The organism is Microvirga makkahensis (assembly GCF_009830105.1).
GTDB classification, from domain to species: domain Bacteria; phylum Pseudomonadota; class Alphaproteobacteria; order Rhizobiales; family Beijerinckiaceae; genus Microvirga; species Microvirga makkahensis.
Genome location: NZ_WURB01000008.1, coordinates 38,499 through 64,739, shown reverse-complemented (window position 1 = coordinate 64,739; position 26,241 = coordinate 38,499). Strand labels below are relative to the sequence as shown.

General features: G+C 62.8%; 34 protein-coding genes. 17 read left to right on the top strand and 17 right to left on the bottom strand.

The genetic code is table 11. The features are described from left to right. The 4 genes from GR328_RS12920 to GR328_RS12910 all read left to right on the top strand — a co-directional run bounded on the left by GR328_RS12920 (nt 1) and on the right by GR328_RS12910 (nt 4,833). A complete protein-coding gene (locus GR328_RS12920; protein WP_160884942.1) occupies nt 1–1,137 on the top strand; it encodes an ATP-binding protein in 1,137 nt (378 codons plus the stop codon). Then, entirely contained in the window at nt 1,134–2,984 is a 1,851-nt protein-coding gene (locus GR328_RS12915) for a TniQ family protein (RefSeq protein ID WP_160884941.1), read from the top strand. The genes GR328_RS12920 and GR328_RS12915 overlap by 4 nt, the downstream gene beginning before the upstream one ends. A gap of 1,191 nt (nt 2,985–4,175) precedes the next feature. After that, nucleotides 4,176–4,439: a Rossmann-fold NAD(P)-binding domain-containing protein gene (locus GR328_RS26860; RefSeq protein ID WP_205789956.1), complete on the top strand. Its 264-nt coding sequence runs from the start codon at nt 4,176–4,178 to the stop codon at nt 4,437–4,439. After that, entirely contained in the window at nt 4,357–4,833 is a 477-nt protein-coding gene (locus GR328_RS12910; RefSeq protein ID WP_205789954.1) for a Rossmann-fold NAD(P)-binding domain-containing protein, read from the top strand. The genes GR328_RS26860 and GR328_RS12910 overlap by 83 nt, the downstream gene beginning before the upstream one ends. Nucleotides 4,834–4,953: 120 nt before the next feature. Here the strand turns inward: GR328_RS12910 and GR328_RS12905 are convergent, their stop codons facing one another. The 9 genes from GR328_RS12905 to GR328_RS12870 form a co-directional block, all read right to left on the bottom strand. Beyond that, nucleotides 4,954–5,286, bottom strand: a complete 333-nt coding sequence (locus GR328_RS12905; RefSeq protein WP_343039376.1) for an MliC family protein — start codon at nt 5,284–5,286, stop codon at nt 4,954–4,956. 11 nt (nt 5,287–5,297) lie between these two features. Next, complete coding sequence (locus tag GR328_RS12900; RefSeq protein WP_160884940.1) at nt 5,298–5,534, bottom strand: BrnA antitoxin family protein; 237 nt, start codon at nt 5,532–5,534, stop codon at nt 5,298–5,300. 89 nt (nt 5,535–5,623) lie between these two features. After that, entirely contained in the window at nt 5,624–5,866 is a 243-nt protein-coding gene (locus tag GR328_RS27365) for a c-type cytochrome (RefSeq protein ID WP_343039375.1), read from the bottom strand. 108 nt (nt 5,867–5,974) lie between these two features. Next, entirely contained in the window at nt 5,975–6,829 is an 855-nt protein-coding gene (locus GR328_RS12890; RefSeq protein ID WP_160884939.1) for a cyanophycinase, read from the bottom strand. Nucleotides 6,830–6,833: 4 nt separating this feature from the next. Next, entirely contained in the window at nt 6,834–7,718 is an 885-nt protein-coding gene (locus GR328_RS12885) for an isoaspartyl peptidase/L-asparaginase family protein (protein WP_343039374.1), read from the bottom strand. Further along, nucleotides 7,700–10,579 (bottom strand): cyanophycin synthetase, encoded by a 2,880-nt coding sequence (cphA, locus tag GR328_RS12880; protein WP_246215850.1) that lies wholly within the window; start codon nt 10,577–10,579, stop codon nt 7,700–7,702. The genes GR328_RS12885 and cphA overlap by 19 nt, the downstream gene beginning before the upstream one ends. 291 nt (nt 10,580–10,870) lie before the next feature. Next, the gene (locus tag GR328_RS27360) at nt 10,871–11,299 is read right to left on the bottom strand and encodes a cation:proton antiporter (protein WP_246215849.1); all 429 of its coding nucleotides are present in this window, start codon (nt 11,297–11,299) and stop codon (nt 10,871–10,873) included. Further along, entirely contained in the window at nt 11,299–11,958 is a 660-nt protein-coding gene (locus tag GR328_RS27355; protein WP_425487039.1) for a cation:proton antiporter domain-containing protein, read from the bottom strand. The genes GR328_RS27360 and GR328_RS27355 overlap by 1 nt, the downstream gene beginning before the upstream one ends. A gap of 109 nt (nt 11,959–12,067) precedes the next feature. After that, nucleotides 12,068–12,865 carry an SDR family oxidoreductase gene (locus GR328_RS12870; RefSeq protein ID WP_205789951.1) on the bottom strand — a complete coding sequence of 266 codons (798 nt, stop codon included), beginning with the start codon at nt 12,863–12,865 and terminating at the stop codon, nt 12,068–12,070. A 165-nt stretch (nt 12,866–13,030) separates the two neighbouring features. On the opposite strand from GR328_RS12870, the gene GR328_RS12865 reads away from it, so the two are divergent. Continuing rightward, nucleotides 13,031–14,302 (top strand): glycosyltransferase family 2 protein, encoded by a 1,272-nt coding sequence (locus GR328_RS12865; RefSeq protein ID WP_343039372.1) that lies wholly within the window; start codon nt 13,031–13,033, stop codon nt 14,300–14,302. A gap of 53 nt (nt 14,303–14,355) precedes the next feature. On the opposite strand, the gene GR328_RS12860 is transcribed toward GR328_RS12865, so the two are convergent. After that, nucleotides 14,356–14,610 carry a DUF2934 domain-containing protein gene (locus tag GR328_RS12860; RefSeq protein ID WP_160884937.1) on the bottom strand — a complete coding sequence of 85 codons (255 nt, stop codon included), beginning with the start codon at nt 14,608–14,610 and terminating at the stop codon, nt 14,356–14,358. A gap of 467 nt (nt 14,611–15,077) precedes the next feature. On the opposite strand from GR328_RS12860, the gene GR328_RS12855 reads away from it, so the two are divergent. From GR328_RS12855 to GR328_RS12830, 6 genes are all read left to right on the top strand, one after another. Then, nucleotides 15,078–15,287 carry a cold-shock protein gene (locus GR328_RS12855; protein WP_160884936.1) on the top strand — a complete coding sequence of 70 codons (210 nt, stop codon included), beginning with the start codon at nt 15,078–15,080 and terminating at the stop codon, nt 15,285–15,287. A 147-nt stretch (nt 15,288–15,434) separates the two neighbouring features. Continuing rightward, entirely contained in the window at nt 15,435–15,635 is a 201-nt protein-coding gene (locus tag GR328_RS12850) for a hypothetical protein (RefSeq protein ID WP_160884935.1), read from the top strand. Continuing rightward, a complete protein-coding gene (locus GR328_RS12845; RefSeq protein WP_160884934.1) occupies nt 15,632–15,934 on the top strand; it encodes a hypothetical protein in 303 nt (100 codons plus the stop codon). Before GR328_RS12850 ends, GR328_RS12845 begins: the two co-directional genes overlap by 4 nt. A gap of 83 nt (nt 15,935–16,017) precedes the next feature. Further along, nucleotides 16,018–16,323 carry a hypothetical protein gene (locus GR328_RS12840; RefSeq protein ID WP_134499943.1) on the top strand — a complete coding sequence of 102 codons (306 nt, stop codon included), beginning with the start codon at nt 16,018–16,020 and terminating at the stop codon, nt 16,321–16,323. 214 nt (nt 16,324–16,537) lie between these two features. Continuing rightward, a complete protein-coding gene (locus tag GR328_RS12835) occupies nt 16,538–17,731 on the top strand; it encodes a sensor histidine kinase (protein WP_160884933.1) in 1,194 nt (397 codons plus the stop codon). A 239-nt stretch (nt 17,732–17,970) separates the two neighbouring features. Next, entirely contained in the window at nt 17,971–19,044 is a 1,074-nt protein-coding gene (locus GR328_RS12830) for an alpha-amylase family glycosyl hydrolase (protein WP_160884932.1), read from the top strand. A 71-nt stretch (nt 19,045–19,115) separates the two neighbouring features. On the opposite strand, the gene GR328_RS12825 is transcribed toward GR328_RS12830, so the two are convergent. Then, on the bottom strand, nt 19,116–19,271 hold the full coding sequence (locus tag GR328_RS12825; protein WP_160884931.1) for a hypothetical protein: 156 nt from the start codon (nt 19,269–19,271) through the stop codon (nt 19,116–19,118). A 255-nt stretch (nt 19,272–19,526) separates the two neighbouring features. Here GR328_RS12825 and GR328_RS12820 point away from each other — a divergent pair, with 255 nt between their 5' ends. Continuing rightward, the gene (locus GR328_RS12820; protein WP_160884930.1) at nt 19,527–19,745 is read left to right on the top strand and encodes a hypothetical protein; all 219 of its coding nucleotides are present in this window, start codon (nt 19,527–19,529) and stop codon (nt 19,743–19,745) included. A gap of 553 nt (nt 19,746–20,298) precedes the next feature. On the opposite strand, the gene GR328_RS12815 is transcribed toward GR328_RS12820, so the two are convergent. Further along, nucleotides 20,299–20,808 (bottom strand): ferritin-like domain-containing protein, encoded by a 510-nt coding sequence (locus GR328_RS12815; protein WP_160884929.1) that lies wholly within the window; start codon nt 20,806–20,808, stop codon nt 20,299–20,301. Between the two features lie 301 nt (nt 20,809–21,109). Here GR328_RS12815 and GR328_RS12810 point away from each other — a divergent pair, with 301 nt between their 5' ends. Further along, a complete protein-coding gene (locus tag GR328_RS12810; protein WP_160884928.1) occupies nt 21,110–21,724 on the top strand; it encodes an undecaprenyl diphosphate synthase family protein in 615 nt (204 codons plus the stop codon). A gap of 44 nt (nt 21,725–21,768) precedes the next feature. After that, a complete protein-coding gene (locus GR328_RS12805) occupies nt 21,769–21,918 on the top strand; it encodes a hypothetical protein (protein ID WP_160884927.1) in 150 nt (49 codons plus the stop codon). A 31-nt stretch (nt 21,919–21,949) separates the two neighbouring features. Here GR328_RS12805 and GR328_RS12800 read toward each other — a convergent pair whose 3' ends face one another. Together GR328_RS12800 and GR328_RS12795 are read right to left on the bottom strand one after the other, a co-directional pair. Next, nucleotides 21,950–22,612, bottom strand: coding sequence for a histidine phosphatase family protein (locus tag GR328_RS12800; protein ID WP_160884926.1), 663 nt, complete (start codon nt 22,610–22,612; stop codon nt 21,950–21,952). A 21-nt stretch (nt 22,613–22,633) separates the two neighbouring features. After that, complete coding sequence (locus GR328_RS12795) at nt 22,634–22,915, bottom strand: hypothetical protein (RefSeq protein ID WP_160884925.1); 282 nt, start codon at nt 22,913–22,915, stop codon at nt 22,634–22,636. Between the two features lie 207 nt (nt 22,916–23,122). Between GR328_RS12795 and GR328_RS12790 the strand changes: the two genes are divergently transcribed. From GR328_RS12790 to GR328_RS12780, 3 genes are all read left to right on the top strand, one after another. Then, nucleotides 23,123–23,302 (top strand): hypothetical protein, encoded by a 180-nt coding sequence (locus GR328_RS12790; RefSeq protein ID WP_160884924.1) that lies wholly within the window; start codon nt 23,123–23,125, stop codon nt 23,300–23,302. A 160-nt stretch (nt 23,303–23,462) separates the two neighbouring features. Beyond that, nucleotides 23,463–23,672, top strand: coding sequence for a hypothetical protein (locus GR328_RS12785; protein WP_160884923.1), 210 nt, complete (start codon nt 23,463–23,465; stop codon nt 23,670–23,672). A gap of 45 nt (nt 23,673–23,717) precedes the next feature. Continuing rightward, nucleotides 23,718–24,008: a hypothetical protein gene (locus tag GR328_RS12780; RefSeq protein WP_205789947.1), complete on the top strand. Its 291-nt coding sequence runs from the start codon at nt 23,718–23,720 to the stop codon at nt 24,006–24,008. A gap of 26 nt (nt 24,009–24,034) precedes the next feature. Here the strand turns inward: GR328_RS12780 and GR328_RS12775 are convergent, their stop codons facing one another. From GR328_RS12775 to GR328_RS12765, 3 genes are all read right to left on the bottom strand, one after another. Beyond that, nucleotides 24,035–24,196: a LemA family protein gene (locus tag GR328_RS12775; protein ID WP_160884922.1), complete on the bottom strand. Its 162-nt coding sequence runs from the start codon at nt 24,194–24,196 to the stop codon at nt 24,035–24,037. Between the two features lie 170 nt (nt 24,197–24,366). Continuing rightward, complete coding sequence (locus GR328_RS12770; protein WP_160884921.1) at nt 24,367–25,734, bottom strand: DUF2254 domain-containing protein; 1,368 nt, start codon at nt 25,732–25,734, stop codon at nt 24,367–24,369. A 105-nt stretch (nt 25,735–25,839) separates the two neighbouring features. After that, entirely contained in the window at nt 25,840–26,214 is a 375-nt protein-coding gene (locus GR328_RS12765) for a LemA family protein (RefSeq protein ID WP_160884920.1), read from the bottom strand. Between the last annotated feature and the right edge of the window lie 27 nt (nt 26,215–26,241).

Here is a 26,241-nt window from a genome sequence, read left to right as displayed (position 1 = left end):
ATGGATACGAATCAACCAAATTCCGGCCGCGACGCGGATGCTGTTAGCCGAATGCGCCGTCTCCAGTTGGAGCGGCGCACCAGCAGCCGCGCGTTGATGGCAGGTGTTCTGTCCGTTTATATCACCACGACGCGCGACAAGGTACTTGAGACCGAATTAGATAGTCTTATCGACAGCTTCCTGCTTGTGCAGGAAGCTTCCGATGGCGGCGCGTCCCGCCAGGTAGGCCGGCTACGCGAAGGACGGGCCTTGACGATCACCGGGCAGGCGGGCGCAGGCAAGACCCGGACGCTGGAGCGCCACTTCCTCAAGCGGGAGGAATTTGCCGGGTATGGAGACCGGAACTCCGATTGCGTCCTGATCTCTGTCTCGACGCCGTCGCCTTGCACGCTACGGCTCCTCGGGCAAGAGGTGCTCGACGAGCTTGGCTACGACACCACCCGAAAGCTTGACGAGAACGTCGTATGGGAAATGGTGCAGCACCAGATGGCCCTGCGTGGCGTTCACTTTCTCCACATCGACGAACTCCAGCATGTACTCCAGACCAGGAATCCGGTCGAGATCCGTAAGGTCCAGGACACCTTGAAGCGGCTGATGCAGAACAAGACTTGGCCTGTATGGCTGATCCTCTCGGGCCTGCCCGAAATTGGCCGCTTCTTCGCAGATGACGAGCAGGTTTGGCGCCGTTCCCGCCACGTCGTACTCAATGATTTGACGCTTGAGGCGGACGCGGAGCTCGTGCGCCGTCTCATCACCGATTACGGGAAGGAGAAAGCCAAACTGTCGGTGAACGAGGTCAATGGCGACCCGTTCATCGCCCGCCTCCTCCATGCCGCGCTCGGCCGGTTCGGAATTGTGATCGAGGTCATCCAAGACGCGATCAGGGAGGCGCTCATGGGCGGGGCGAACAGTCTCCAGATCAAGCATTTCGAGGCAGCCTACTCGGCTAGGACCGGATGCCCGGCAGACGCAAACGTCTTCACGGCCTCAGGTGATTGGTGGCTCATCAGGCCGCGTGAGGGGCTCGTGCGCGAGGAGCCGGAGGACGAAGGGGACCGCGGGGACGAGAAGCCGAAGACACGTCGTACCAGCAAACCGAGCCGCAATGCCAAACCTCGTGACAGGAGAAATCCATGACGCCACTGCATCCCTCGATGATTGTCAGCATCGGTCACTGCGAAACCCCTTCAAGCCACTGCTCACGCACTGCGCTCCTGCTTGGGCGCTCAGCCCGTGACTTCTGCCGCGACATGGATATTCCGTTCCAAGGTATCGTGGACGGCGACGTCCAAGCCCTTAAGGCTATGGCCCTCCGCACCCGCGCTGACCTCGGGCTTCTGGCTGCAAGCGCGATCGTGAAAGTCGGGGAACGGAGTTACTCGATCCGCGGCGAGGCGCTCGTCCGCGAAACCCTGAGCCGCAAGACGCTGCGTGTTTGCCCTCACTGCATCCTGAATGATCTTCAGGAGCGGAGCGAGCCCTTGGCAGTGCGACCGTTCGGTCGGACTGCATGGCTGATCGAGCCGATCCGCACCTGTCCGGAGCACAAGGTCGCGCTCGTGGCCGTGGCTGAGGACGACCATCCTAAGCGCGTGCACGACTTCGCAGCCCTGATCCAGCCTGCTATCCCCAGGATGGGACAGTTCGCAGACGAAGCTTGGCGGCGGAGCGCCACGGCATTCGAGCGGCATCTCCTCGCCCGGTGCGAAGGCTTGGAAACGAACGAGGCACCTTTCCTCGGGGGCTTGCCCTTCTACGCCGCCGCAAAGACCTGCGAGGTGATCGGCGCGATTGCCACTCAAGGCATCCGGTTCCGTACGGAGCGTCTCTCCGATGCCGAGTGGCACGAGGCCGGGGCCGCTGGATACGAGATCACCTCAGCGGGGGAGGACAGCATCAGAACCTTTCTATCCAGACTTCAGGATCGCTTCATGTCGACAAAGGGAGACTGGGGGCCGCGTCTGGTATTCGGCCGTCTCTACGAGTGGCTCGCGCACGAATCCGAAGACACAGCCTACGATCCTTTGCGCGACATTATCCGGCGGCACGTGGTCGAGACCATGCCCGTCGGACCTGGCGACGATGTCTTTGGCCGCGAGGTAACAGTGCGCCGCCTTCACTCCGTTCGCTCTGCATCTCTCGAGACCGGTGCGCACCCCAAGCGGCTGCGCAAGCTCCTTCATGCCGCCGGATACTTAACGGCGGAGTCCTTGTCGCTGTCCGACGAGCGCGTCCTGTTTGACGCGGCGAAGGCGCAGGCCTTCGTTGAGCGCATTTCGGAGACGATGTCCCTCAAGCAGGCGGGCGAGTACCTCAATGCACCTCGCCCTCATGAGCGGTTGCTGTTCGAGGCTGGGTTTATCCAGCCGTTCGTCCGTGGCGGCACCGAAACCCTCAAGGACCACGCTTTCGCAAGGCGCGATCTCGATGCGTTTCTCGAGAAGTTGCTAGCAGGGGCATCTGACGCCCGACTCGAGGACAAGGTCCTGGTGCCGATCCAGTCCGCAGCGAAGCGGGCATGCTGTTCCGCCATGGAAATCGTGCAGTTGATCCTCGATCGGAAGCTGACCCGCATCGGACGTCAGGCCGACATAGCGGGATACCTGTCAGTATTGGTTGATCCCGAGGAGGTGATGCCGTTGGTGCAGGAGCAGGCGAGCGACAGCCTCTCACTTCCTGAGGTTGAACGGAAGCTCGGAACCTCCACGCGGGTTGTGAAGGCATTGGTCGAGCATGGGCACCTGCCCTCTCGGATCGAGATAAATCCCGTGAACCGCTGTCCACAGCAGGTTGTCACTTGCGCTGACATAGAGCACTTCATGTCTCGGTTCGTGTCGTTGCATTTTGCGGCGAATGAGAGAGGCGTCCACTTTCGGCAACTCAAGGCAATGTTGGCATCTGCGGGAATCAATCCAGTGTTTCCACGGGATGAGGTGCATGCCACTTTCTACAAGCGGAATGTAGTTGCGGAATTGAGCCAGTAGGTGCCCCCCGAAGATCGAACACTTGACCCACGAATTATCTGGGTTCATCGCGACAGAAGCCCCGGCACCGCCGGGGCTTTTTTGTCCTGACAAGGTATGCCTCACAGTGAGGCCAACTGATGCACTGGCAGGTGAGGCGGACTGATGGCTCACAACTCCCACTCACTGAGGCAACTCTGATAATAAATCCCTCAATCTTCAATCACTTAACCGAATGGGTGCGGCAACCTTTGGGGGCCTCTACATCGCCTGTGAAATGAGAGGCGAAGTTCGGCCCAATTGAGCTTTGCCTCCCGCAAAACGGCTTAAGAAGCCGGCAGAGGAAAGCGGGCGACCCGGTATGGGTCGCCCGCCTCCTAACTCGAACAAACCGTGAATAAAAAGTTCGGGGGTAACATGGCTAAGAACACTGGTGATGGACATCGCAAGGGTGCCGTGACTGCACGTACTCAGTTTCAGCGTCCCGATGGCCTGTTTCAGAAACGTAACGAGCGCACCGGCCGCATGATGGAAGTCAAGCAGACCCCTGGGCCATATAAAGGCGTCGCTAAGGAACCCGACGGTCGAGATACGCCGAACTCATGACGTTTGGGGATCCGGCAATCCACTCCGTCCCAAAAGCTGTGTGACATCCCCGAAACGACGGGCACGCTGCCGCTCAATCCCGCCTATGAGCGGTGCAGATAGGCCAGCCGCAGCGGCCAAAAGGAGACCACCCGCAAAGCGCGCCCTCACTAAGTCCAAAAAGCAGCCGGGGACGAAATGATCCATTTGTTGCTAAGTTCGATGGTCTGGCCCACCGCTTCAGGTCATTCCCCATGCTCCCGCACGCTGGCACAGTGGTGGGAGCGTGCCGCCTCATTGCTGCATCTGCAGCCTCAGAGATGACCTGACCTCAACCCCGCGGAGACAGTCATGAAAAAGCCCAGGCTCCAGGGCGAACGGACGGGATGCCATCGCATCTCTGCCTCGCGCACTATGGGCCTGGGCTGATGGGGTACCAGACGGGCGCCTGCATCGTCAGGCAAGCGCAGCAACAGGCCGGGCCGGATTACATCCGTCCTGGCACGGCCTCATCGAAGCTGGCGGTGACGCCCGCCACTTCGAAGTCCACATACGATGTCCGCTGGGTAATCCTGATATGGGGATTGAAATACAATTCGCAAGGGGCACGGAAGCCGGGGAACCGAAATGACGACCCTGATGCTCGTCGGAGCGACCGGCTTGGTGGGCGGAGCCACCCTGCGGCAGGCGCAGGGTGATGCCCGGGTGAGCCGGGTCGTCGCCCTGACCCGTCGGCCCCTGCCGCGCCATCCGAAGCTCGAAAACCCGCTCGTGATTTCGAGCACTTACCCGCCGATGAGCGTGGTGGGTGGTGGACAGCGTGGTCTGCACCCTCGGCACCACCATCCGCAAGGCGGGCTCGCAGGAGGCGTTCCGTCGGGTCGACCATGACTACCCGCTGGCTGTGGCGCGGTTGGCCCGGCAACATGACGCCCGTGCCTTTACGCTGAACTCCGCAACGGGCGCCGACCCATGCTCGCGCTTCTTCTACAACCAGGTCAAAGGCGAGGTGGAGAAGGCCATCCGTGGCGTCGGGTTCCCGTCCCTGACCATCGTGCCCCCTGCCCTGATCGGGGGCGACCGGGACGAGTTCCGGCCCGCCGAGTTCGCAGCCATGCGGCTCCTGCGGCTGGCCGACCCGCTTCTACCCCGCCGCTACCGGGTCGTGTCGCATGAGTGGATCGCCAGGACCCTGTTGGAGGCCGCGGTCACCGGCCCACCCGGGGAGCACCTCATCGAATCCGAGGCAATCTCGACTTGGCACGGCCGTGACGCGCGGGCGTGAGTTGCCTTCTGCCCGCTCGGACGAAGGATCAGCTCTGTCAACGGCCTTTAGATCCAGCCGTGCAAGGGTCTGCTCGCCGAGAAGATACGGACGTTCGTCCGGCTGATCCTACAGTATGGTCTAACTGCCAGTCCGGCAGGTCGTCGCTTGTCCGCCGCGGGTCAGGGTGGCGCCGGTTCCTTTGATCCAAAACTCGACACCGCCGTGCGTATACCGACCGCCATCCGCCGAGATGGCCTGCGGGAGCGTCGTCTCTACCGGCGATCCAGGATAGACCAGCTTGACCGATCCCATGGAGGCCCTTGGGGGCGAGAACGTGGCCTGCAGCTTGGTTCCGTCCGCGCAGGTGTAGTGAACAGGTTTAGCATCTTGGGCGAGCGCTCCTGCGGCGGCCCCCACCAGCAAGAGTGCCGTCATGATCGTCTGGCCCAGGACCGAAGTTCCTCCGTTCACGGGACCATCCCTCACTTGCCCGCCGCCTTGCGCAAAGCCGCATTGATGCGGTCCTGCCATCCCGGGCCATCCTGCTGAAAGTATTCGAGCACATCCTGGTCAATCCGCAAGGTGACGATCTCCTTCACACCTGGGATGGCCGGAGCTTTGGGAGGAGCCTCAGCCGGCTTGGTTGTCACCTTCTTGAAGGCCGCCTCTGCCGCCTTCAAAGGATCGCTCGGGCGGCGCACTCCTGGTGGTCTCGACATGTTTTCCCCTACGAACCGCTGGTTCTCAAGGAGTTCATTCTGGCACTGGCCCCTCGTTTACGACAATAACGGAACTTCAAGTTCTCACCCTATCCCTGAATGGACTGCAGGTAGGTGAGCAGATCCTTGATTTGGGCTGGATCGAGCTGGAACTGCGGCGTCGACGGGTGGCCAGTCGTGATACCTTCGGCAAAAGCCTCCAGATCCTCAACCGGAAAGAGAGTATGAAGCGTCCGGAACAGCGCCGCTTCGGGAACGGGGCGGGCGCCGTAACGGCCGATGACATGACATTTGGCGCAGTCGGTCTGGGCAAAGGTGAAGCCGCGCTGCACACGGCCGGATGCCGACGGGCCGGACGACCTTCGCGCGCTACGAAGGTGCGCGCCGCGTCTGACCGGTGCCGCCTGACCCCGAGGGATGCCGTGTGGCACGCGACGGGCTCACTCGGCCGCCCGCGCCTCGATGGCATGGCTGGTCCTGACGTCGGGCACCACCGCCGGGCGGCGCTTGGCCAAGTCGAATGAGTCGCCGGAGCTCAGCACGTGCAAGCGGATGTCGTACATGGACAAAGCCCGCTCGGGCCGTGCCTCGGCAATGTTGGAGTGCGTCACACCGGCCCCGTCCGCCACGTAGACGCAACCGCTCCCGATCACCTCGAACCTGTCATCCTCGAGCACCAGCGCCGTGTCCTCGTCGATCCCGATGCCGAGCTCGCGTGGATTGTGCGCCACGGCCCCAAACAGCCGCCCAAAACGGCCGCGCTCGGCGAAGTGCTGGTCGATGATCACGTTGCGCACCAAGCCAAGTCCGGGAGCCATGTGCAAGTCCCCGATCTTGTGCGACTCCCCGCTCGTTCCCTTTACCAGCATGGTTTCGCTCATCATTGAGGCACCGGCGGAGGTCCCGGCGATCACGCCGCCGCTCTCATGGATTTCGCGCACGCGCTGCTCGATGGGCGTGTCACCGACCTGGCTCGATATCCGCAACTGATCGCCGCCCGAGAAGAACACGCCGGCCGCGCCATCCAGCAGGCGCAGCTTCTCAGGGTCGAGCGTCTCCGCCCTGTCCTCCACGTAAAGCTCAACCAGGTCCTCGATACCCAGATCGGCAAAGGCCTTCTGGTAGACCTCGAAGTAGCCCTCAGGCTGATGCGAGGCCACCGTGGCCAGGACGAGCTTGCCGCCGTTCAGATGCCGCGCGACTTCCCGCAGGATCACGCGCTCACCCTCCCTGTCCTCGCCGCCTCCGATGATGATTAGCAGTCCCTTCGACCTTTTGCTGCCGTGGTCTGCCATGCCGTCACTCCTCATTCTGGCGCAGGCGGACCAAGGGAGCGCCCATGCTGTCTGTTACCCAGGCAACCGCAAAGTGGGAGCTGTTATGCGCCCAACCGACCCGGCCGAGATAGTCGAGAACGATCCCTCCGGCCTCTCCCCCGACCCTTTCGAGCTGCGTCAGCGAGGCTTCGATAGCAGCCTGCGCTGGCTCGCCCCCCTCAAGCGCCTGCATGACACGGGCGGCGAGCAGGACACGAGCGATGCTCTCGCCGTCACCGGAGAAAGCCACGCCCCCGACCAGATCGTCCGCGTAGAATCCGCAGCCCGGCAACGGTGAGTCCCCGACGCGTCCTGGAAGCGTATCGTCAAGGCCTCCGGTCGACGTGCCGGCTGCGATCCGGCCAGAGCTGTCCAAGGCCACGCAGCCGACAGTGTCGTGGTCGTGCGTCCCCTGGACTGAACCGTCCTGACGGGGCGAGATCAGCTCTCCTGGGTCGCAGAGTTCTACGCCTCGCGCGGCCGCGAAGCGGCGCGCTCCCTCGCCCACCAGCAGGGTCGGCGGCTCATCTAGCATCCGCCGTGCAACGGCGATGGGGTGGTACACGCCCCGGATCGCGGCAACGGCGCCGATGGCGAGGCTGCTCCCATCCATGAGGGCAGCATCCATCTCGACCTCACCGTCGGCATTCAGGTCCGAGCCGTATCCCGCGTTGAAGATGGGGTCGCTCTCCAGGATCCGGATCGCGGTTTCGACCGCCTCCACGGCGGTCCCGCCCTGCTCCAGGATCACGCGTCCGGCGGCAAGAGCGTCGAGACAACCACGTCGGTTGGCCTCTTCCTGCTCCGGAAGAATCTCCTTGGCGCCGCCATGGACGACAAGCGCCCAGGTCACGCGGTTCTCCGCCACGGCTCTGTTCCGTCGGTTCGCCTTTCGATCTCTGCCTCAAGACGACTTTCAGGTGACACGCGGAAGTCGAGCACCTGCTGCCACATCGCCTCGACCTCAGTCGGCGTGAGCACCACCAGGTCTCCTTGGCGTGCCATCTCCAGGCACACAGGAGCAGCGTCCTCCTCGTTCATGACCCGGCGGATGCGATCCTCGGAAAAGCCGGCGGCAAGCGCCCCCTCCACGAGAAGTTCGACGATCTCGCCTGGCTTGCGTCCCCGCCGCGCCGGATCCTCCCGAAAGACGATGTCGTCAAAGTACCGGGTCGCGAGCGCACCCATCTCGCGGATGTCCTCGTCCCGGCGGTCGCCCGGGATGTTGATCATCCCGATCACGCGCCGGTGCCGCGGCCGCATCTTCAGGATGAGGTCTCCAAGCGCCTGAAGGCCGGCCGGATTGTGGGCGTAGTCCAGGATGACCCGGAAGCCGTGCCCGTCGAAGACGTTGAGGCGTCCCGGATTGTGCTCGAACGAGGTTGTGTAGGTTGAGAGAGCCCTGCGGATGACATTGACCGGCACGCCCTGCGCATAGGCCATGGCAATGGCACCAAGCGCGTTCTGCACGTTGAACTCCGCAAGCCCGTCGAAGGTCGCCGGGATTTCGGCGGTTGGCATCAGGTGAATCGCATCGCCCTCGTCGTGGATCATGATGTCGCCGCCTGAGGCGCGCCCGGACTCTCGCACCACCGCGAGCCCGCCGCCCTCGACGTGCTCGCGCAGGAAGTCCGGCATGTCGGAACCCCCGCGAAGGGAGAAGTAGCCGATCCTGCCGCCGGCGCGCCGGCGCATGCTGACGCACATCGGATCGTCAGCATTGAGGATGCTGGTGCCGTTGCGGTGCACGGCCTCCACCACGACCGACTTGACCCAGGCGAGATCCTCGATGGTCTCGATGCCCTTGAGGCCGAGATGATCCGGCTGGACATTGGTGACGATGCCGATGTCGGCCTCCGGGAAGCCAAGGCCCTCGCGCAGGATGCCGCCGCGGGCGGTTTCCAGCACCGCCACGTCGATGGTTGGCTCCCGCAGCACCGCACGGGCGCTCCACGGCCCCGAGGCATCCGCCTCCACCACCCTGCGGTCGTTGACGTAGATGCCGGTCGTCGAGGTCATTCCCACGCACAGCCCATGGGCCCGCATGATATGCCCCACCATCCGGGCTGTAGTGGACTTCCCGTTGGTGCCCGTGATCGCAAGGATCGGGATGCGGGTCGGTGTGCCGCGCGGGAACAGCATCTCGATCACCGGACGGGCCACGTTGCGGGCGCGTCCTTGCGAGGGCTGGAGGTGCATGCGAAAGCCGGGCGCTGCGTTGACCTCGATGATCCCGCCGCCGGTCTCATGCACGGAGCGGGTGATATCAGGCGCGATGAAGTCGATGCCGGCGATGTCCAGGCCAATGGTTCGCGCGGCGCGACGGGCAATCATGGCGTTGTCGGGATGAATGTCGTCGGTGCGGTCGATGGCCGTGCCGCCGGTGGACAGGTTGGCCGTGTCGCACAGATACACGACCTGACCTCTCGCCGGGACGCTGTCGACGCTCAGCCCGGCCTTGGCGAGCACACCGTGCACGTGGCTGTCGAGCCTGATGCGCGTCATGACATTCTCGTGCCCGTCACCCCTTCGGGGATCCCGGTTCACCTCGTCGAGGAGCGCGGTGACGCTGCGGCTGCCGTCGCCCACCACGTGGGCCGGAACGCGCTCTGCGACGGCAATGACCTCACCGTTCACCACCAGGATACGGTGGTCACGCCCTTGGTACTGCTGCTCGACGATGACGCGCCGCCCGTGCCGGGCAGCCTCCTCGAAGCCGTCGCGAACCGCCTCCGGGGTGACAAGGCCGATGCTCACGCCACGCCCGTGGTTGCCGTCGAGGGGCTTGGTCACGACGGGATAGCCGATACGGCTGGCCTCTCGCACGGCATCGTCGGCACGGCGCACGATCACGCCACGCGGGACCGGAAGCCCCGCGTCCCTGAGAAGTTGCTTGGTCAGGTCCTTGTCGCCCGCAGCATCCGTGGCGATCTGGCTTGTCTGGCTTGTGATGCTGGCGCGGATGCGCTTCTGGTGCCGTCCGGTTCCGAGCTGTACCAGGCTCTTGTCGTCCAGACGGATGGCAGGAATGCCGCGCCGCACGGCCTCGCGCACGAGCGACTGGGTGGTCGGGCCGAGGGCCACGCGGCGATGCTGGCGCTGGAGCTGGTCGAGCGCCGCATCCAGGTCGAATGCGCCCTCGCGTGTGATCGGGACCTCCGCCTCGCAGATGCGGTCGAGACCCCTGACGCCACGCAGGCCCGGCGGCAGGAGGGAGTCGACGAGTTGCAGGGCCAGACGCCCGGCAAGCAGGCCCACCGTTTCCTCCTCGTAGGCGAACATCACGTTGTACACGCCGGGCTTGCCCTTCACGGATCGCGTCTTGCCGCGTGTCACGCGAGGGCCAATGAGCGATTGGAGTTCCAGCGCCACATGCTCGGCCACATGGCCAAGCCATGTCCCATCCTCCAGCCGCCGCACGAACCCGCCAGGCTCCTTATACGAGCACCCGTGCCGACCCAGTCCGGGCAGCAGCTTCAGGAGCCCCTCGTTGAAGCCCGAAACACGATTGGACGGCCATTCCTCCAGCGCTCCGAGATCCACTTGAATGCGGATCATGGGCATCGATGTGAAGAGGTTGGCGCCGCGATAGACGCCCCGCTCAAGAACCCGCATTGGCAGTGCGGACGGCGGCTGCCCAGGTTCGGCAGGATGCAGGGAGGCATCCCCTGCTTCGGCCAGGGCACCTGAAGGGTTGGCGTTCGGGGTGTCCGCTGTATCACGGATCATGCTGTTGGCTCCGAGTGGGCGTTCATCGGCACAAGAAGGCGAACGCCGTCCGCGAGGCGCGAACGGGCTCATACCGGGACTAAAGGTTGCTGGGCTACTCAGGGTGCGGGCCTGGGTGCATACAAACCTTGGCGCCCCACCAATGTTCCCGCGTCCCGTGATTAAACAACCATTCGTATGCGGGCTTACCCAGATCGGAGGACTAGCCTGCCGTAAGCGGCAGGTCCAACATGACTGGAAGAGCAAGATCTGCCGCTGGCCGTGAGGCTGATCTCACAAGAGCGACATCCATCATGGCTGGGGCGGCCCTGCCCCAGGCAGAGCATTCTCCTCGGCAGCCCGGGCATGCAGATCCGTCTCGCGCAGCATGCGAACCAGGACCTCGTCGCCGATGACATCCCGTTCACGAAGGCTCACCAGCACCTGGCGCGCCGCGTCATGCGACGATGCATGCTCCGCACCAGGAGCCTCAGAGGCTTTCCTCATCGCAGAGCGGGCCTCCTCTACCTCCTGGTCTGCCTCGCCCGGATCGCTCAAGGCCGCGAACCCGACGATGGAGCGAAGGCTCAGACCCTGCACCACCGCCGAGCCGATCACCATGAAGGCGGCCATGACGAGCACGAGATCCCGATCCTGGACTGGCTCACCGGTGGAAGTTATCGCCGGCACGGAGAGGACAATCAGAAGGGCGATGACCGAACGGGTCGAGGACCATGCCATCACCCCTGCGGCGTCCAGACGGGAGCGCCCCTCCCCCTGACAGCGCCGAAGAGCTCCGGCAATCGGCGGCATTTTCGCTGCGGCGTAGGAGAAGCGGCGGCCTGCCCGACAGCAAGCCCGACCAGGGCCCCTGCGGGAATATCCAGGACATAGTTGGCGAGGATGGAGCCTGCTGCGACCTCCCTGGAGGGCAACGCCTCCTCCACCACCGACAGGGTGGCGAGAATGAAGATCCGGCCGACCAATTCACGCGCCTTGAGCGTGTCGGCAATCGCGCGAGGAACACGAGGCCTTCCCTCGGCCTCGTGGAACAGCCCGGTATCGAAGATCGAGGCCACGATGCCGATCAGCACAGCCGCAGTCCAGGAGAGGTCCGACAGGAACACGGTGCGTGCCGCGACTACGACGGCGCCGATGGTCGTCAGAGCGAGGATGGTGCCAAGAACAACTCCCGGCACCAGGGTGAAGCGAAGGAGATGCCAGGAGACCCGAACCGTCGAAGCATAGATCAAGGGCGGAAGAAAGAGCGTCAGGATCAGATCCGGATCGATGTTGGGCTCCGGCAGCCCTGGGATGAAGGCCGAGAGGACGCCCACCGCGAACAGCAGGAGCGACTCCGGCACACGGATCAGGCGCGAAAGCGCCAGAAGCGGGCCGATTGCGATCAGGACGAGAGCTGCGAAGTGATACCGGGTCAGGATGATTTCCTCGGCTTAGGTTCTCCCTAGCACAACGGTCACATGAGATCAGAAGGCAGGCGCCTCCGGCTTACCCGTTATCCTCGAAGCCGGGGTAGAGCGTCATGCCTCCGTCGACGAAAAGGCTCGTGCCGGTGATGTAGTCACTCTCATCGGATGCGAGCCAGACGGCGGCCTTGGCCACATCCTCAGGCTCGCCGATGCGCCCATAGGGGATCAGCCTGAGCAGCTTCTCAAGCCCCTCCGGCGTCTCCCAGGCTTCCCTGTTGATCGGCGTGCGAATGGCGCCCGGCGCGATGCCGTTCACGCGGATGCGCTCGCGCGCGACCTCCTGGGCCAAGCTCTTCATCATCAGCATGACGCCACCCTTCGAAGCAGCATAGTTGACGTGCCCAGCCCATGGGATGACCTCATGGACGGAGGACATGCAGATGATCTTGCCGCGGGCACGCGACAGATGCGGGAGTTCCTCCTGAGCCAGGAACTGGCGCACCGCCGCGCGAGCGCAAAGGAACTGGCCCGTCAGATTGACGTCGATGACCTTGCGCCAGTCGGCAAGGGACATGGCCTGGAAGGAGGCATCCATCTGCAGGCCGGCATTGGCCACCAGGATGTCGAGGCGGCCACACCGAGTGATGATCTCCTCGAACATCCTCTCTATTGTCGCTTCGTCAGAGACATCCGCCTCGACGGCAAAGGCGCTCCCTCCCGCACTCAGGATGTCATCGACGAGCTTTGCCGCCCGCTCGGCACCTGCCCGGTGATTGACGGCCACGGTCGCGCCGGCCGCGGCCATCGCCGTGGCAATCGCGCGGCCAATGCCGGATGAGCCGCCGGTAACCAGAGCCGTTTGGCCTTTGAGAAGCATCGTGGCGATGTCCTTGTAGCTGTTGCTGATGACTGGAATGCTTAAAAGCACGCTCGAAGCGGGCTTGTTCCACCAGTCAAGCGGCTTTGGCTGAAGCCCGGATCAAAATAGCAATCCCCGACAGCAGCGAGGGGATCCCTGACTCCCTCCCGATCATCACGATGGATGTGGCTGCTACTCGGCAGCGCCAAGGAACGTCTGAGCCCTCCAGCCATGACGGGTGTCGTGTGTTGGCTGGCAGGCGAGAGCTGCCAGCAAGAGAGCTCGTCGCGAAAACGCCGGGCGAGGACCGGCTCAGGTCAGGCTTTCATATTCCGACCATTCACAAACGTCGGCTCCCGGCCTCTTGAGCGGGTTAAGGAAGCGCGTCTGAGGAATACCCGGGGAGACAACCCGCGGCACCTGAACCGCCTGCCGGCAGTTGTGCCACAATCTCTTCACCTATCTCCCCTCGCCTTCAGAGCGGGATTTCGCGGAGTCCTCTCAGTGCCCTCATCGTCTCCACAGCGCGACCGGCCTCTCGTCTCCATCATCGTGCCTTGCCACCTTGGCACCCCCGCTCAGGCTGATTTGCTCGCCGAGACGCTGCAAACGGTGTGCGCCCAGACCAGCCAGGATTATGAGATGATCCTGGTGGATGACGGCTCGCCGGTGCCTGTGGCACCCGTGGCAGCCACCTACCCGTGGGCAACAACCGTGCACCAGGACAATGCGGGTCCGGCAGTTGCGCGTAACACCGGCATTGCCCGGAGCCGCGGGCGGTATCTGGTTTTTCTTGATGCCGATGATCACCTGCTCCCCTGCGCTCTTGCGGCCGGGCTTGATGCTCTGGTGAGGCATCCAGAAGCCGGGTTTGCAGTCGGCCCGCGCGAGGAGATGACGTTCGAGGGTGAGCCCGTTTCGTGGTCTGTGGCTCCGCCGCCACCGCAGTCCAGCATCTATCTGCCCCTCCTGCGGTTCGACTGGTACATCATTCCGCCTTCATCGGTCATGTTCCGGCGGGAGGTGGTAGAAGCGGTTGGCGGCTTCCGTGATCCGTGGGGAGCCGACGACCTCGACTTCTATCTGCGGGTGTCCCACCGCTTCACCGCCTGCTGCTATCAGGCGCCGGCGGTCACCCGCTACCGCCGCTACAGCACGAGTTCGTCGCGCGATGGCGAGCGGATGCTGCACAGCATCCGCTCTGTCTATGCGCGTCAGTGGGCACTGGTGGAGGGAGATCCTGAGGCCGAGGCAGCCTACGATCTTGGGCTGCGGCGGCTGACAGATATCTTCCTCGACTGTGTGGTGGAAAACATTGAAGATCGGCTGTGCCTTGGAGATCGCACAACTGCCTTGAGGAGCATTCGGGTGCTTATGGCGGAAAGTCCTGAGCGTTGGAAGGCTTTGCTGGACAGAAGTCCTGACGCGGCTGATCTGGGCCGCGCAGCACCGTGAACTGCGTGCAAGCCTCGCGGATGGCCAGTCCGCCAGCGCGGCACCCTGATCAGCTATGCGGTGAACCGTTCGTCAGGGACTTCGCCGGTGGCAGCAGAGCCAGCTTCGGCCGCAGCAGCCGGCGGAGCATCCTCCATCGTTGCATCCGAGCGCTCCTGACCCTGCTGATCAAGCTCACGCCGGGCCCGGAACCAGTGGTCCTCAGGATTGCCGGTGCGGCCCTCACTCTCCCAGATCTCGTAAGCCCGTTGCCGGATCTTCTCATCCTGGCCGGTAGCGATGGCTGCTGCAGACAGCGTGCCCGACATGATCGTGTCTCCCTTTGCCTCGACTAAGGGATCAATGATAGAGCCAGGAAGAGGTTCATGCCAAAGGCAGGGACGAACATGGCGGGCCGGCGCTCTCGGTAGCGGCCTCGATGACTGTTCGCCAAGAGGATCTGGCGCAGGAGTAAGAAGATGGTCCGAGAACTTCGCAGAAAGGAGCTCACAGGCCGTGCAATCCTGTAACTAACATAATCCAATCTTTGGACGGTGACGTGAAACGCACGTTTTTGTAAATCAAGTGAGAAAGGCACGCAGCACTTGTTATTGTTTAGGAAGAGACCTATATAGTTATTATCGGATTTTGGCCGGACAATCGGGTCGTTTCGCTTTTGGCACTGCCAGGCGCACGTTCGGACTTTCTTACCATTACATCGACGAACCGAGTTGAGGCCGCGCTTATGCGCGCCTTCCCTCACGTGCATCTACAGCAATCGCGAAAGGCTACCCCCATGATCATGGGCACAGTAAAATTCTACAACGACATGAAGGGCTTCGGCTTCATCCAGCCGAACGACGGCAGCAAGGACGTGTTCGTCCATGCCACCGCCCTTGAGCGCGCCGGCATGCGCGGCCTCGTCGAGGGCCAGAAGGTTGCCTTCGACACGGCGGAAGACCGCCGCTCCGGCAAGATCGCCGTCAACAACATCGAAACGGCGTAATCGCCGATGACCGGCTCAGGACATAGATCTGTGCCGCTCAGTCTTGAAGCCGCTCCCCTGTGGGGCGGCTTTTTTTGTTTGCGCCCGCAATCATCGGGCAGCGGTTACCCGCCCTGCCCGACTACGGTCGGGCTCCAGGAGCAATGAATGTCTCACAAGTATAAAGTTCGCCAACTCGTCCGCATCACCCACCCGAACTTCTCGGACAAGCGCGCAACGACAAGCGGCATCTACGAGGTGACCCGCCTCATGCCGGCCGATCAGACCGGCGAGGTCTCCTACCGCATCAAGTCGTCCGGCTTCGGCGAGCGCGCCGTGCGCGAGAGCGAGATCGTCGCGCAGACATGAACCCGTTGACCAGCGCAGACATCTTCTTTCGCGGATCGCAGGTCTACGATCCTGTCGCCCTGCTTCGACAGGGCGATGAGACCCTCTACCTCGCTCGCGTCGGCCGGAAGGCGTCCCGACAGTTCATGATCCTCACGCCAACGGGTGAGCCTGCGTGGCCGCATGAGCCTCTCGGCAGCCTCTCCGACGCCGCCTGGGCGTTGCGAGCCCACGCGTGGCATCTCGTGACGCCCGAGCCTATCGGCGAGAGTACTCAGCAAGCCAAGACGCTGGCGCGACTGCTCACGGAGCGAACCTGACAACGACGAGTGCGGAGGTGAATGCATGGATGAGATCACATCGCTGGCAACAGTTTCGCTCCTAAGTCCGCAGGTGGCTCACCATGGTTGATCAGCCAACCAATCTTGATGCGCATCGCGGCATGGCGGCCCAGAAAGCCACCGACCTTCGACGCCTGCGATCCGAGGTCGAGGCCGACCAGGCGGCACTCCACGCACGACAAGCGGAACTCGAAGATCTGCTTGCGGCCGCCCCTGCGACCGACTGGCCGGAAGCTGTCGAGAAGGCGCGCTATCTGCTGGGTCTGCTCGCGCGGAGTCTGGACGCATCCGACTTGCGTCGCCGCCGGCTGATCGACCGGGTGCTGGCTGACTTCGATCATCTGCTCGACAAGCCACCCCACGACTGAGACGAACTTTCCCAAGCCCCAACTGACAACGGAGATACCCTATGGCCAGAGGCGAAAAGCGCGGTAACCGCGAGGCAAAGAAGCCGAAGCAGCAAAAGCCCAAGACCCCAATCCCGGCTTCTCCCTTCGTGAGCCAAGGCAAGGGCAGCGTCCCGACGAAACCGCCCGGCGGTAAGCGAGCATCGTAGCTGGACCGCAACGGGAGCGACATCAATTGAGGCCTGCCCCAACACCCGCTGACATCCTTCAGGGAAAAGCCGAAGAGCGGGTGATTGCCTTCCAGCGCGGCGGCGGCCCATTCGTCGCCGCGGTCGAGACCACCCGCATGCCCATGGTGGTCACCGACCCCAGTGTGAATGGCAATCCCATCGTTTACGTCAATCAATCCTTCATCGACCTGTTCGGCTACTCCCGCGAGGAGGTCCTGGGCCAGAACTATTTCTTTCTGACTGGTCCCGACACTGATCCTGACGTGGAGCGGCACATCCGGGCCGCCATGATGGCGGACGAGCCTCTCAACCTGGAAGTCCAGCTTCGGGCCAAAAGCGGGCGGGAGGTCTGGGCAGCGCAGTTCGTCAGCCCTGTGCACGATGACCAGGGTCGCGTGGCTCAGCACTTCGCATCATTCTGGGACATCACCCGCCGCGTCAGGGCCGAGCGCCGCACCCGGCGCCTGAATGAGGTGCTGGAAAGCCGCGTCAAGGAACGCACCCAGGAACTTCAGAACGAGCTGGACCGCCGACATGCCCTGGAGGGCGTGCTGACGGAGAGCATCCGGGAGAAGGACAAGCTTCTGGGCCAAAGGAATGTGTTGCTGCACGAGGTTAATCACCGGGCCAAGAACAGCATCAGTATGGCGATCTCGATGCTGCGCCTTCAGATGGTCCGACAAGGCGATCCCGGCATCTCGGAAGCATTGGAGAACGCCATCCAGCGGCTCGATCATCTCGCCCGCATTCACGAGCTTCTCTACCGGCAGGACAGCAACGACGTGCAGTCGGTCGACATGGCCGCCTATCTGACGGAGCTATGCCGGAACTTCGGCCATCTCCGGAGCCCGGAGGACCATCGCATCGAACTCACGAGCGATGCGGACGACATCACGTTGGATGTGGACCGGGCCATCAACGTGGCCCTGATTGCCGGCGAGGCGATCACCAACGCCCTCAAGCATGCGTTTCCCGACAAGCGGCGAGGCGCGGTTCGCGTCGGGCTGCACCACGAAGGGGAGGACGTGCTTCTCTCCATCGAGGACAACGGCATCGGCCTTCCGGCCACCCCGCGTGCGGGGTCCATGGGCATGCGCCTGATCGAGGGCATGGCTCGCAGTCTCAACGGCACCTTGACCATCGAGGGTGACCGCAGGACGCGGATTGCCGTGCGGTTCCCAACGGCCATCAGATCTTAGTGGTTGTTCTCGACTGGTACCAAGGAGCCGTCTCTCACTCACATGATCAAACCCTGGCTCACTGCTCCCAGAACCCAACTCCTCGCGTCGCTTTACTCCTCCAGCATTCGAGGGGTGACCCGCAAAGGATGCGGAGTGCTGAACCCACGTGGGATGAGCCTGCCAACAGGGTGAAGTATGCCCATGAGCACAAGGCAGGATCGTCCCTTGCCACCTCAGCATCTACAAGAAGGACCCACATGCCCGACTGGGCGAGCGATGCGTTCATTTACAATCTTTATCCGCTCGGCGCTGTCGGTGCCCCTGCCCGCAATGATCTTCGGGCTCCTGCCTCACAGCGGATCGAGCAACTCTATGCATGGATCTCTCATGTGCAAGCAGTCGGTGCCGATGCGCTTCTTCTCGGGCCGGTGTTCGAGTCAACAGCCCACGGCTACGACAAGGCTGACTTCTTCTGCGTCGACCGCCGTCTGGGCACCAATGAGGAGTTCGCCCAAAGGAGCAAGGCGCTGCATCAGCGTGGCGTTCGGCTGGTTCTGGATGGTGTCTTCCATCATGTCGGGCGCGACTTCTGGGCTTTCCGGGATGTGCTTGCGCATGGTCAAGCCTCTCCTTATTGCCATTGGTTCCACCCCGACTTCACGGGCCGGAGCCCACACGGAGACCCCTTCTACTACGAAGGCTGGAACGGCCACTATGATCTTGTGAAGCTGCGGATGACACATCCAGAGGTCAGGGAGCACATCTTTGCCGCCATCCGCATGTGGGTAGAGGAGTTCGGGATCAACGGTCTGCGGCTTGATGCGGCCGATGCCCTCGACCTCGGCTTTCAGAAGGAGCTTGCCGCCTTCTGCCGTGCTCTGCGGCCCGACTTCTGGATCATGGCCGAGGTGATCCATGGTGACTACCGCCGCTGGATCAATGAGGGTGGCGCGGACAGTGTCACCAACTACGAACTTCACAAGGGTCTCTACTCCAGCCACAACGACCGCAATCTGTTTGAGGTCGCTCATTCGTTAACCCGCCAGTTTGGTCATGGCGGCCTGTATGAGGGGCTGTTGCTGTACAACTTTGCTGACAATCACGATGTGGAGCGGATCGCGAGCCGCCTGAAGGAGGCGGGCCACCTTTACCCCTGCACATCCTGCTGTTCACGATGCCTGGCATTCCCTCCATCTACTATGGAAGCGAAGTTGGCCTGGAGGGGCGCAAGGAGGGGCGCAAAGGTGCGGGGACGGACGCTCCCCTGCGCCCGGCTCTGGCTCCTTCTGATCTTCCTCATCGAGGCGCTCATCCGGACCTTCTTGCCGTGATCCAGCGGCTGGCGGCGCTTCGCAAGCAATGGGCGGCTCTCAGGTGTGGTTCGTACCGTCAGCTTCACGTCTTACCAGAGCAGTTCGCCTTTATCCGTGAGGCTGGAGAGAGTCGGATTGTCGTTGCCGTCAATGCAGGTGGTGCGCCAACGCAGGTCCGCATCAGCCTCAGCGGGGCTCGGAGGCTTGTTGATGTGCTGAACCCAGGCCACACGTTTGAGGTCCATAGAGGCGCAGCCGTGGTGCCGCTCGATGCATACTGGGGACGGCTGCTCGTGCCGGAGAGCTAGGATGCGACGGACTGTTGCCCCTTCCGAGAAGAAGGATCTGCGAAGTGCCTCAAACCTTTTCGGGGGCTCTCCTTCTCCCCGCATTTTCTTTGCAGGCCGGAACACCCTGCCACAGGAGGCGTTCACCCACAGGCTCAGCTTAGCCATTCAATGGCATTCCATTGCTGCGCCTCCTGAACCGGAGAGACCTTCATGAGCCAACTCACAGCCCTGATCAGCTTCCTCGTCCTGACTGCCACTTCAGCCCTAGCGCAGGACCCGGCTCCTTCGCCTGCACCTGGCGGTGCTCCTCCGGCCGGTGACGCGGCAGCAGCCGGCGGCGGCATTATGGATTACTGGTGGGTGATCCTGGTGGTGATCGTTGTTGCCCTGGCGATCTGGTACTTCTCCCGCGGTCGCAACCGGGTGTGAGAAGCCGTAATCGGTCATGACAGTCCCGGAACGCTCGCGTGAGCTTGAGCGTTGATCATCGGACATGCTGATGCCCATGGCTGTCTCTACGGCGAGAACCCGGCCTTGTACCGGGTTCTTTGCTGAGAAAAGAGGGACTGTGGCAAACTGTGTCGATGCTCTGTGCTAAGGACCGCCAATCATGAGGCTAATCATCCTCCTAATCGCCCTGCTTGGCGGGCTCGTGCTGGTTGGCATGCTGGTGGCGCCGTACCAGCCAGGGCTTCGCGACTGGTATCTTCAGAATGCATGCCCATACCTTGACCAACTCAGCCAGGATGTCTGTTCGGCAGCGCGACGAGAGGCTAGTCAACCAGGTTGAGCGTGTCTACAGACCGGAGGCAGCCCTCCGAGATGCCTCCGACCGGTCAGGAGCTATTCATGATTTCCTGGTCTGTGCTCGACATGGCGAAGATTCCTGGTGATGGTGGCGAGCTCCGCCTCAAGAAGCGAGGAGCCGAGTTCTCCATCATGCCGGGGGATAACAGTGTTGTCCGGCTCTCCTGTGCCGTTGTCAACGATCCGCCTTCTCGCCGCTCGTGGTGAGGTCGACATATTGGCGCGTCACCGGCTCGATCAGATCGGCGACCTGCTGTGCAGCCATCTCCTCCTCCTTGATCGCCTCCCGAAAGGCGGATGTGTGGGCGGTCTCGCCGGCAGCTTCGGCAATCGCAATCAGCGAGCGGTAGGCCGCGATTTGTTCGTACTGATAGGCATATCCGGCGTAGAGGTTCTTGAGCGTCTCGTCCTGAAACATCCCATGCACGGTTGCTCCGACGCTGCCGGCCACACTGGTGACCGTCTCCTTGAGCGTGGGAGCGCTCTTGCCTACGGATTGCAGCGCCTGCTCAAGGCGTTGCACCTGCTGGCGCGTTGTGTCGATATGTTGTTGGAGAAGGGTCGCATAGTCAGGGTAGCGTTCCAGCCGGGACACCTGGATTTCCATCTGCTGCAGGCCCTGCTGCTCCATGGCGTGGGTGTTGCGCAATGCCGAAATGTAGATCGAGCGGGCATCCGCGACCATCAGCGTACTCCGTTGAAAGGGAACGTATGGCTAACGAACCTGCTCTGGTCATGTTCCCCAGCCTGACCTGGCCACACGTACGTGTGAGAGTAGCCGCACTCAGCGTTGCGATGTTTTGGGAAGATCGCCCGGAACGAGCGGGCGGGTTGAGGATCCAGTTGGATTGCGCGAACCTGGACGAGGTTGTCGAGTCGGAACAAACTCAAAGCTGCAGGAGTATCAGATGCCGCAATAGCTGCGATGGTGCCGCGCAAGAGCTAAGATTACTCCATTGAGGCAGAAACCCTCAGGATCCCGGACTATGGCAAAGCGCTCTCTTCCCAGGCACGTTGGCTTCATTCCCGATGGGAACCGGCGCTGGGCCGCAAGTCGAGGTTTGTCCAAGGAGCAGGGTTACGACTTTGGAATTGATCCGGGACTTGTCCTGTTCGAGATCTGCAGGAGCCTGGGCATCCCGGAAATCTCGATCTACGGCTTCACCCAAGACAACACCAAACGTCCCGTCCCACAACGCGAAGCCTTCCGCTCTGCATGCGTGAGTTATGCCATGGAAGTGGCCCGCCGAGACGCGGCCCTGATGATCGTTGGCGACGAGACATCGGATCTGTTTCCACCTGAGCTTCGCGACTTCCGAACGCGGCGGGGCAACGGGATGAAGGTCAACCTGCTGGTGAACTATGACTGGGAGTGGGACTTAGCCGGCCTGCGGGAGGGGAGCATCCGGTCTCATGCCGTTTCGAGGCTCGACATGATTGTGCGCTGGGGTGGTGGACGGCGGCTGAGCGGCTTCCTGCCCGTCCAGTCGGTCTATGCCGACTTCTATGTTGTTGACGAGTATTGGCCGGACTTCAAGCCTGAGCATTTTGACCAGGCTCTCCGTTGGTTCAGGGAGCAGGATCAAACCCTGGGGGGATAGGAGGCAGCAATCTTCCGCTCGGGGTGCCGTTGGTTCTGTCCCGTATGATATGGTTCCTGCCTGTGCTCGGCATAGAGTTCCTGCCGCTCGCTCTCCTGCTCATTGCCCGAAGTATCCCCTTCCTGAGTGAGGTGGCGCGCCTGCTCGATCCCTTTAACGTGCCCGGCAGCGCCTACCGCCTTGCCAGAGCGTGACGCGCTTCGGGATAAGCCTGCGCCCGCCAACTCAGCATCCGTGAAACCCACGGTTCGGGATGGATGCAGGCGTCAGAACGCCGAGGATCTTCGGAGCGCCACCGGGCTCCAGAACAATCGCACCGCCCTCCGGCAGCGCGGTCCCGCCGACGCTCGGCCCCAGCACCATGATCGCCGGGGTGCGATGCCCCACCAGCACGCGATTGACCCCATCTGGTACCGGCTCGGACATCAGCCTCCGATGCTCATTCAGGATCCATTGCAACCGTCCCCCGGCATAGTCGTCCGCGAGAAGGCTGTCCGTGACCTGAACCCGCCCACGGCCGAAGGCAATCTCGGCCGTGTCGCGGGCCCGAAACACGGGCCCGGCGAGAACCGGTTCCGCCACCGGAATTCCAAGCCTTTGGAGAACCTCGCCGATTCGGCGCGATTGTTCCCGGCCCTCAGGTGAGAGGTTTCTCTGGCCGGCACGGTCGCCGATGCGGTAGGAGCTGTCGCAGGGCATGCCTGTGGTGTCCGCATGCCGGAAGAACAGGACGAGCCCGCCGCGGCGCAGGCGCTCGACCAGTGCCCTTCCCTCGGGCTCCTGTACCGTGACCGGAGTCAGGCTCTGGCTGCCTGCCGGACAGATGACGGTGAGCGCCAGGACCGCACCAAGAAGCCACACTCCGATCTGTGCCCGTATCCAGCTCATCGACATCACGGGGCTTGGCGGTTATTTCCCGGCATCTGCCTTGCCGGCTTCCCCCTGGAGCCTTTCATCGTACCACTCGGCCAGGTCGGCGGCGAAATCCTCATCCTGATCCAGACGCACCAAGAAGGCCGAAGCCAGGAAGTAGTGGAACGGAATGTCGGAATGCTCATCGTCGAGCATGGCATCGACCTCGGGACTGGCGAACAACTGGCGGCTGATCTGGCCATCCTCCATGCCGAGGACAATTGCCACCTGTCTGGGCTCCAGAGTCATCGTGGTCTTCGAATCCTTGCTGTCGGTCATGCTGACGGCTCCCTTGCGACGATGCTTGGTCTCAGTCCCTCAATCCTGCGAAGGTTCACACGTTCCCTGGTTGCTGGGCATCGGCTCCCCTCGAACCTGACACTCCTCATGCGGCGGCGGGTCGCTCAGGACGTAACGGAAGAGAGGGAACATCGCCTCCCCAGACAGGTTGGCTCAGTCCGATCACAGCTTTCTTGGAGAAACCAGATGGCACAGAACGCAGGCGCCAATCAGGGCGGGGTCAACAAGACCCAGGACAAGAGCGCGGACAGCAAGCGTCGGCAGGACGATCAAACCGGAGACGGAAAGACGGAAGCCAAGCCGCTCGATCCCGGGACCGGTACGGACGGCCGGGCGCCAAGCGATATGACCGGCGGCCGGAGCTAGGACGCGTTCAACCTTCGATGATCACGGCAGACCAAAGGAGTTGTCATGGCCAAGAAAGCGCGCATGAGACCGTCGTGGAAGAAGGCCAAGCGGATCAAGAGCCAGCCGTCCGGATCGCGGGCGGAAAAAGTCACCCAGAAGCGCAGCTAAAGGCAGAACCATGACCACCCGGAACCATAACAACCGCAGCGAGAAGCAGAAGGGGCACGTGCCCGACCGCAGCGACGAGTCCGTTGCGAAGGGCCACACCAAGGATGCCGGCCATCACCCGCATCATGGCGATGGTGGCGGTGGCGTTCCCAAGACGCAGGGCCAGGGTCAGGCGAACGAGGGGGTGGACAACCGCAAGCAGAACCGCGGCCACGGCTAGAAAGCCCATCGTGGGCGTGACCATCCGGAATCAGGGAGGCCTGATATGGCAGATCCAGACGATCCGAACGCCAATCCCTCCCCTGCCGGGGAACAACAAGAACCTGCACAAACTGAGGGTGACATCCCGAACCTCGGGCCGACCTCGGATCCGTCTAGACGCGACTTCGGCGACTCCGCCGGCTATGGCAGCGGCGGCTCGGCGCGCGACTATCAGGACGTGGTGGGCGAGAACCCGGTGACCGTCGGCAGGCCAAACCCGCTGGACGCTGTAATCCCGCCTGAACCATCCAATGGCCAAGATGAGGATCGGCAGAGCCCGGACACCTCCAGCTGATCAATGGGGCCAGCCCGCTTCCACGTTCAAGGATGGACGCGCGTCGGCGGATGCTCCAGCTGCGCCTGGGAGAAAGCGGTTAGCGGTTTGGCATCCGGATTGAGAACGGCCGCAATCCAGCTATCCGGGAACGTACGAAGTTCCTGGTTGTGCGCCCGCACGGCGCTCATGAGGTCGCTGCGCGTCACAACAATCCGATCTCCAGCCTCTGGAATTCTGCCACCTGCGTCGTAACCCTCGTGTCGCCCGTGAACTCGGGATCCCGCACAACGGTTCGGCATACCATACCAAACACAACCCGATCTCACTTGATTCCATGGCGAACCTATCGAAGCCGCTGCCACGGATACGAGCCCCCTCACTGCCCAGTCCGAACGATCCGATTCTGAGCAACCTGACCATTGCCTGTGAAAGGTGCCTCGCAGGCTGCAATAGCGCGCCGGAAGCTCTGCTCCATATCCTCCCGATCCGCAGGTTCGGAGATGTCCCGTTCGCCTGCGGCCCTGATCAGGTTCGCATGCCGGATCAGGGCCCGGCGCTGCTCGTCCAAGCGCGTGTGCTCGGCCATTCTGGCAAGCGCCTCCAGCATGTGGATCAGGATTGCAGGATGTGAGGAGCCGGCCTGCCGGATTTGGTGCAGCGCTGCATCCAGAATGCCCTCATAGGTGGTCACCTGGCGATAGATCCGCACCTTGCCGGAGGGGTCCCGCAGCGTCTCGGGCGGAAGCCGCCGGCTCATGAGCCGCGAGAGCGCACCTCTCAGCCGGTCGATCACGACCGTGGCGGTGAACGGATCATTGATGCCGGGAGACAGGGCTCGTACTGCGACCTCGACGAGATGCCGGATCGCAAACTCCAGATCCTGGACCGGAGTGCGCTCGTCGCCGCTGACGATATGCTTTCCGATCTCCTCCCTAGCCTTGCCCGGATCGGGCGGTGCCGGGTAGACATGGACACGCCTGTCGCCGCTGACGATGAAGTCGCCGGCGCGGAACTCCAGGTGCAGGATGGCATCGTGCCGTTCGGCCCAGGAGAGTATCCCGCTGTAATCGACAGCTTGGACATAGCCGCCGTAGGGGAGCGGGATCCGCGCCGCCTTGTTGTTGAAATCGGCGGGCAGGTCGGCCGGTGCGTGCTCGGGGGCATTCTCCTCGGTGAGCTCCGGCAGTTCAGCGACGGCTTTGTCGACATCCTTGCGCACCCGGCGCACGACCTCGTCAGCCACGATGGAGCGGGCGACCCCCTGGATGAAGGCCAGGAGCCCCAGAACGCACCCTAGCGCTAGAGCCGTGCCGAGCGTAACGGATGTATGTGGGACCTCCGGTATGGGGGCCTTGCCATGGATGGAGCGCAGCACGATCAGGCAATAGACGATCGTCATCGCAAACAGGCCGAGCACGAACTGGGTGCGCAGGTCGGCCCTGAAGATGCGGATCAGCCGCGAACCATAGGCATTCGCCGCGAGGGTTAGGGCCACCACTGTGACTGAGAAAGCCATGCTGGCCATGGTGATGATGGCGGAGAGCAAGGTGGAGAGGAGATTGCGGGCATCCTCGCCGTCGCCGCTGTTGATCCACCACGCCCGGACGTCATCCTCAGATCCAACGCCGGCATCCACCTGGAGCATGCCGATGGCGAGACCGACGCCCACAACGATCATGATGGAGGGAATGAACCAAAGGCTGGTCCGGACATAGTCCCAGGTGGTGAGAAACCAATTCCACATACCTCCCTAAACGCCGCAGCAGGGACGGTTCGTTCCCAAGCCATACTCTGAGAGGCTGGAACTGAGAGGCACGCCCGCCACATAGGTGATCGGACTGGTGAAAACCTAGTGGTCTTTGCTGCCGAATGTCGCAACGGTTTCATACAGGGAGCCTAGAGCAGCGAAGAGGCGGCGCTGGGCCTGCACATATTGCCGGAAGCGCTCCGGCTCGGCGATGAGCCCGTCCGCATTCAGAATGGCCACCACCTCGTCACGGGCCGCCATGACTTCGGCGAGCACCTCGCGCTCGGCAGGTGCCCTCACTCGCACAGCCTCGACCAGCGCTGGCACTTGGTCCGCCCGCTGGCGGTATCGGGTCTGCACTGCGGTCCAAGTCTGTTGGGCCCGCTCTCTCAAGACTGGCACGTCGCCAGGGTCACAGGCCGCCACGCCGAACATAAGGCCGGCAGCAAGGCTCCATTGCCCCAGACGCGTGAGCAATGCCTTCTCCTGTCGTGTGCAGGGTCG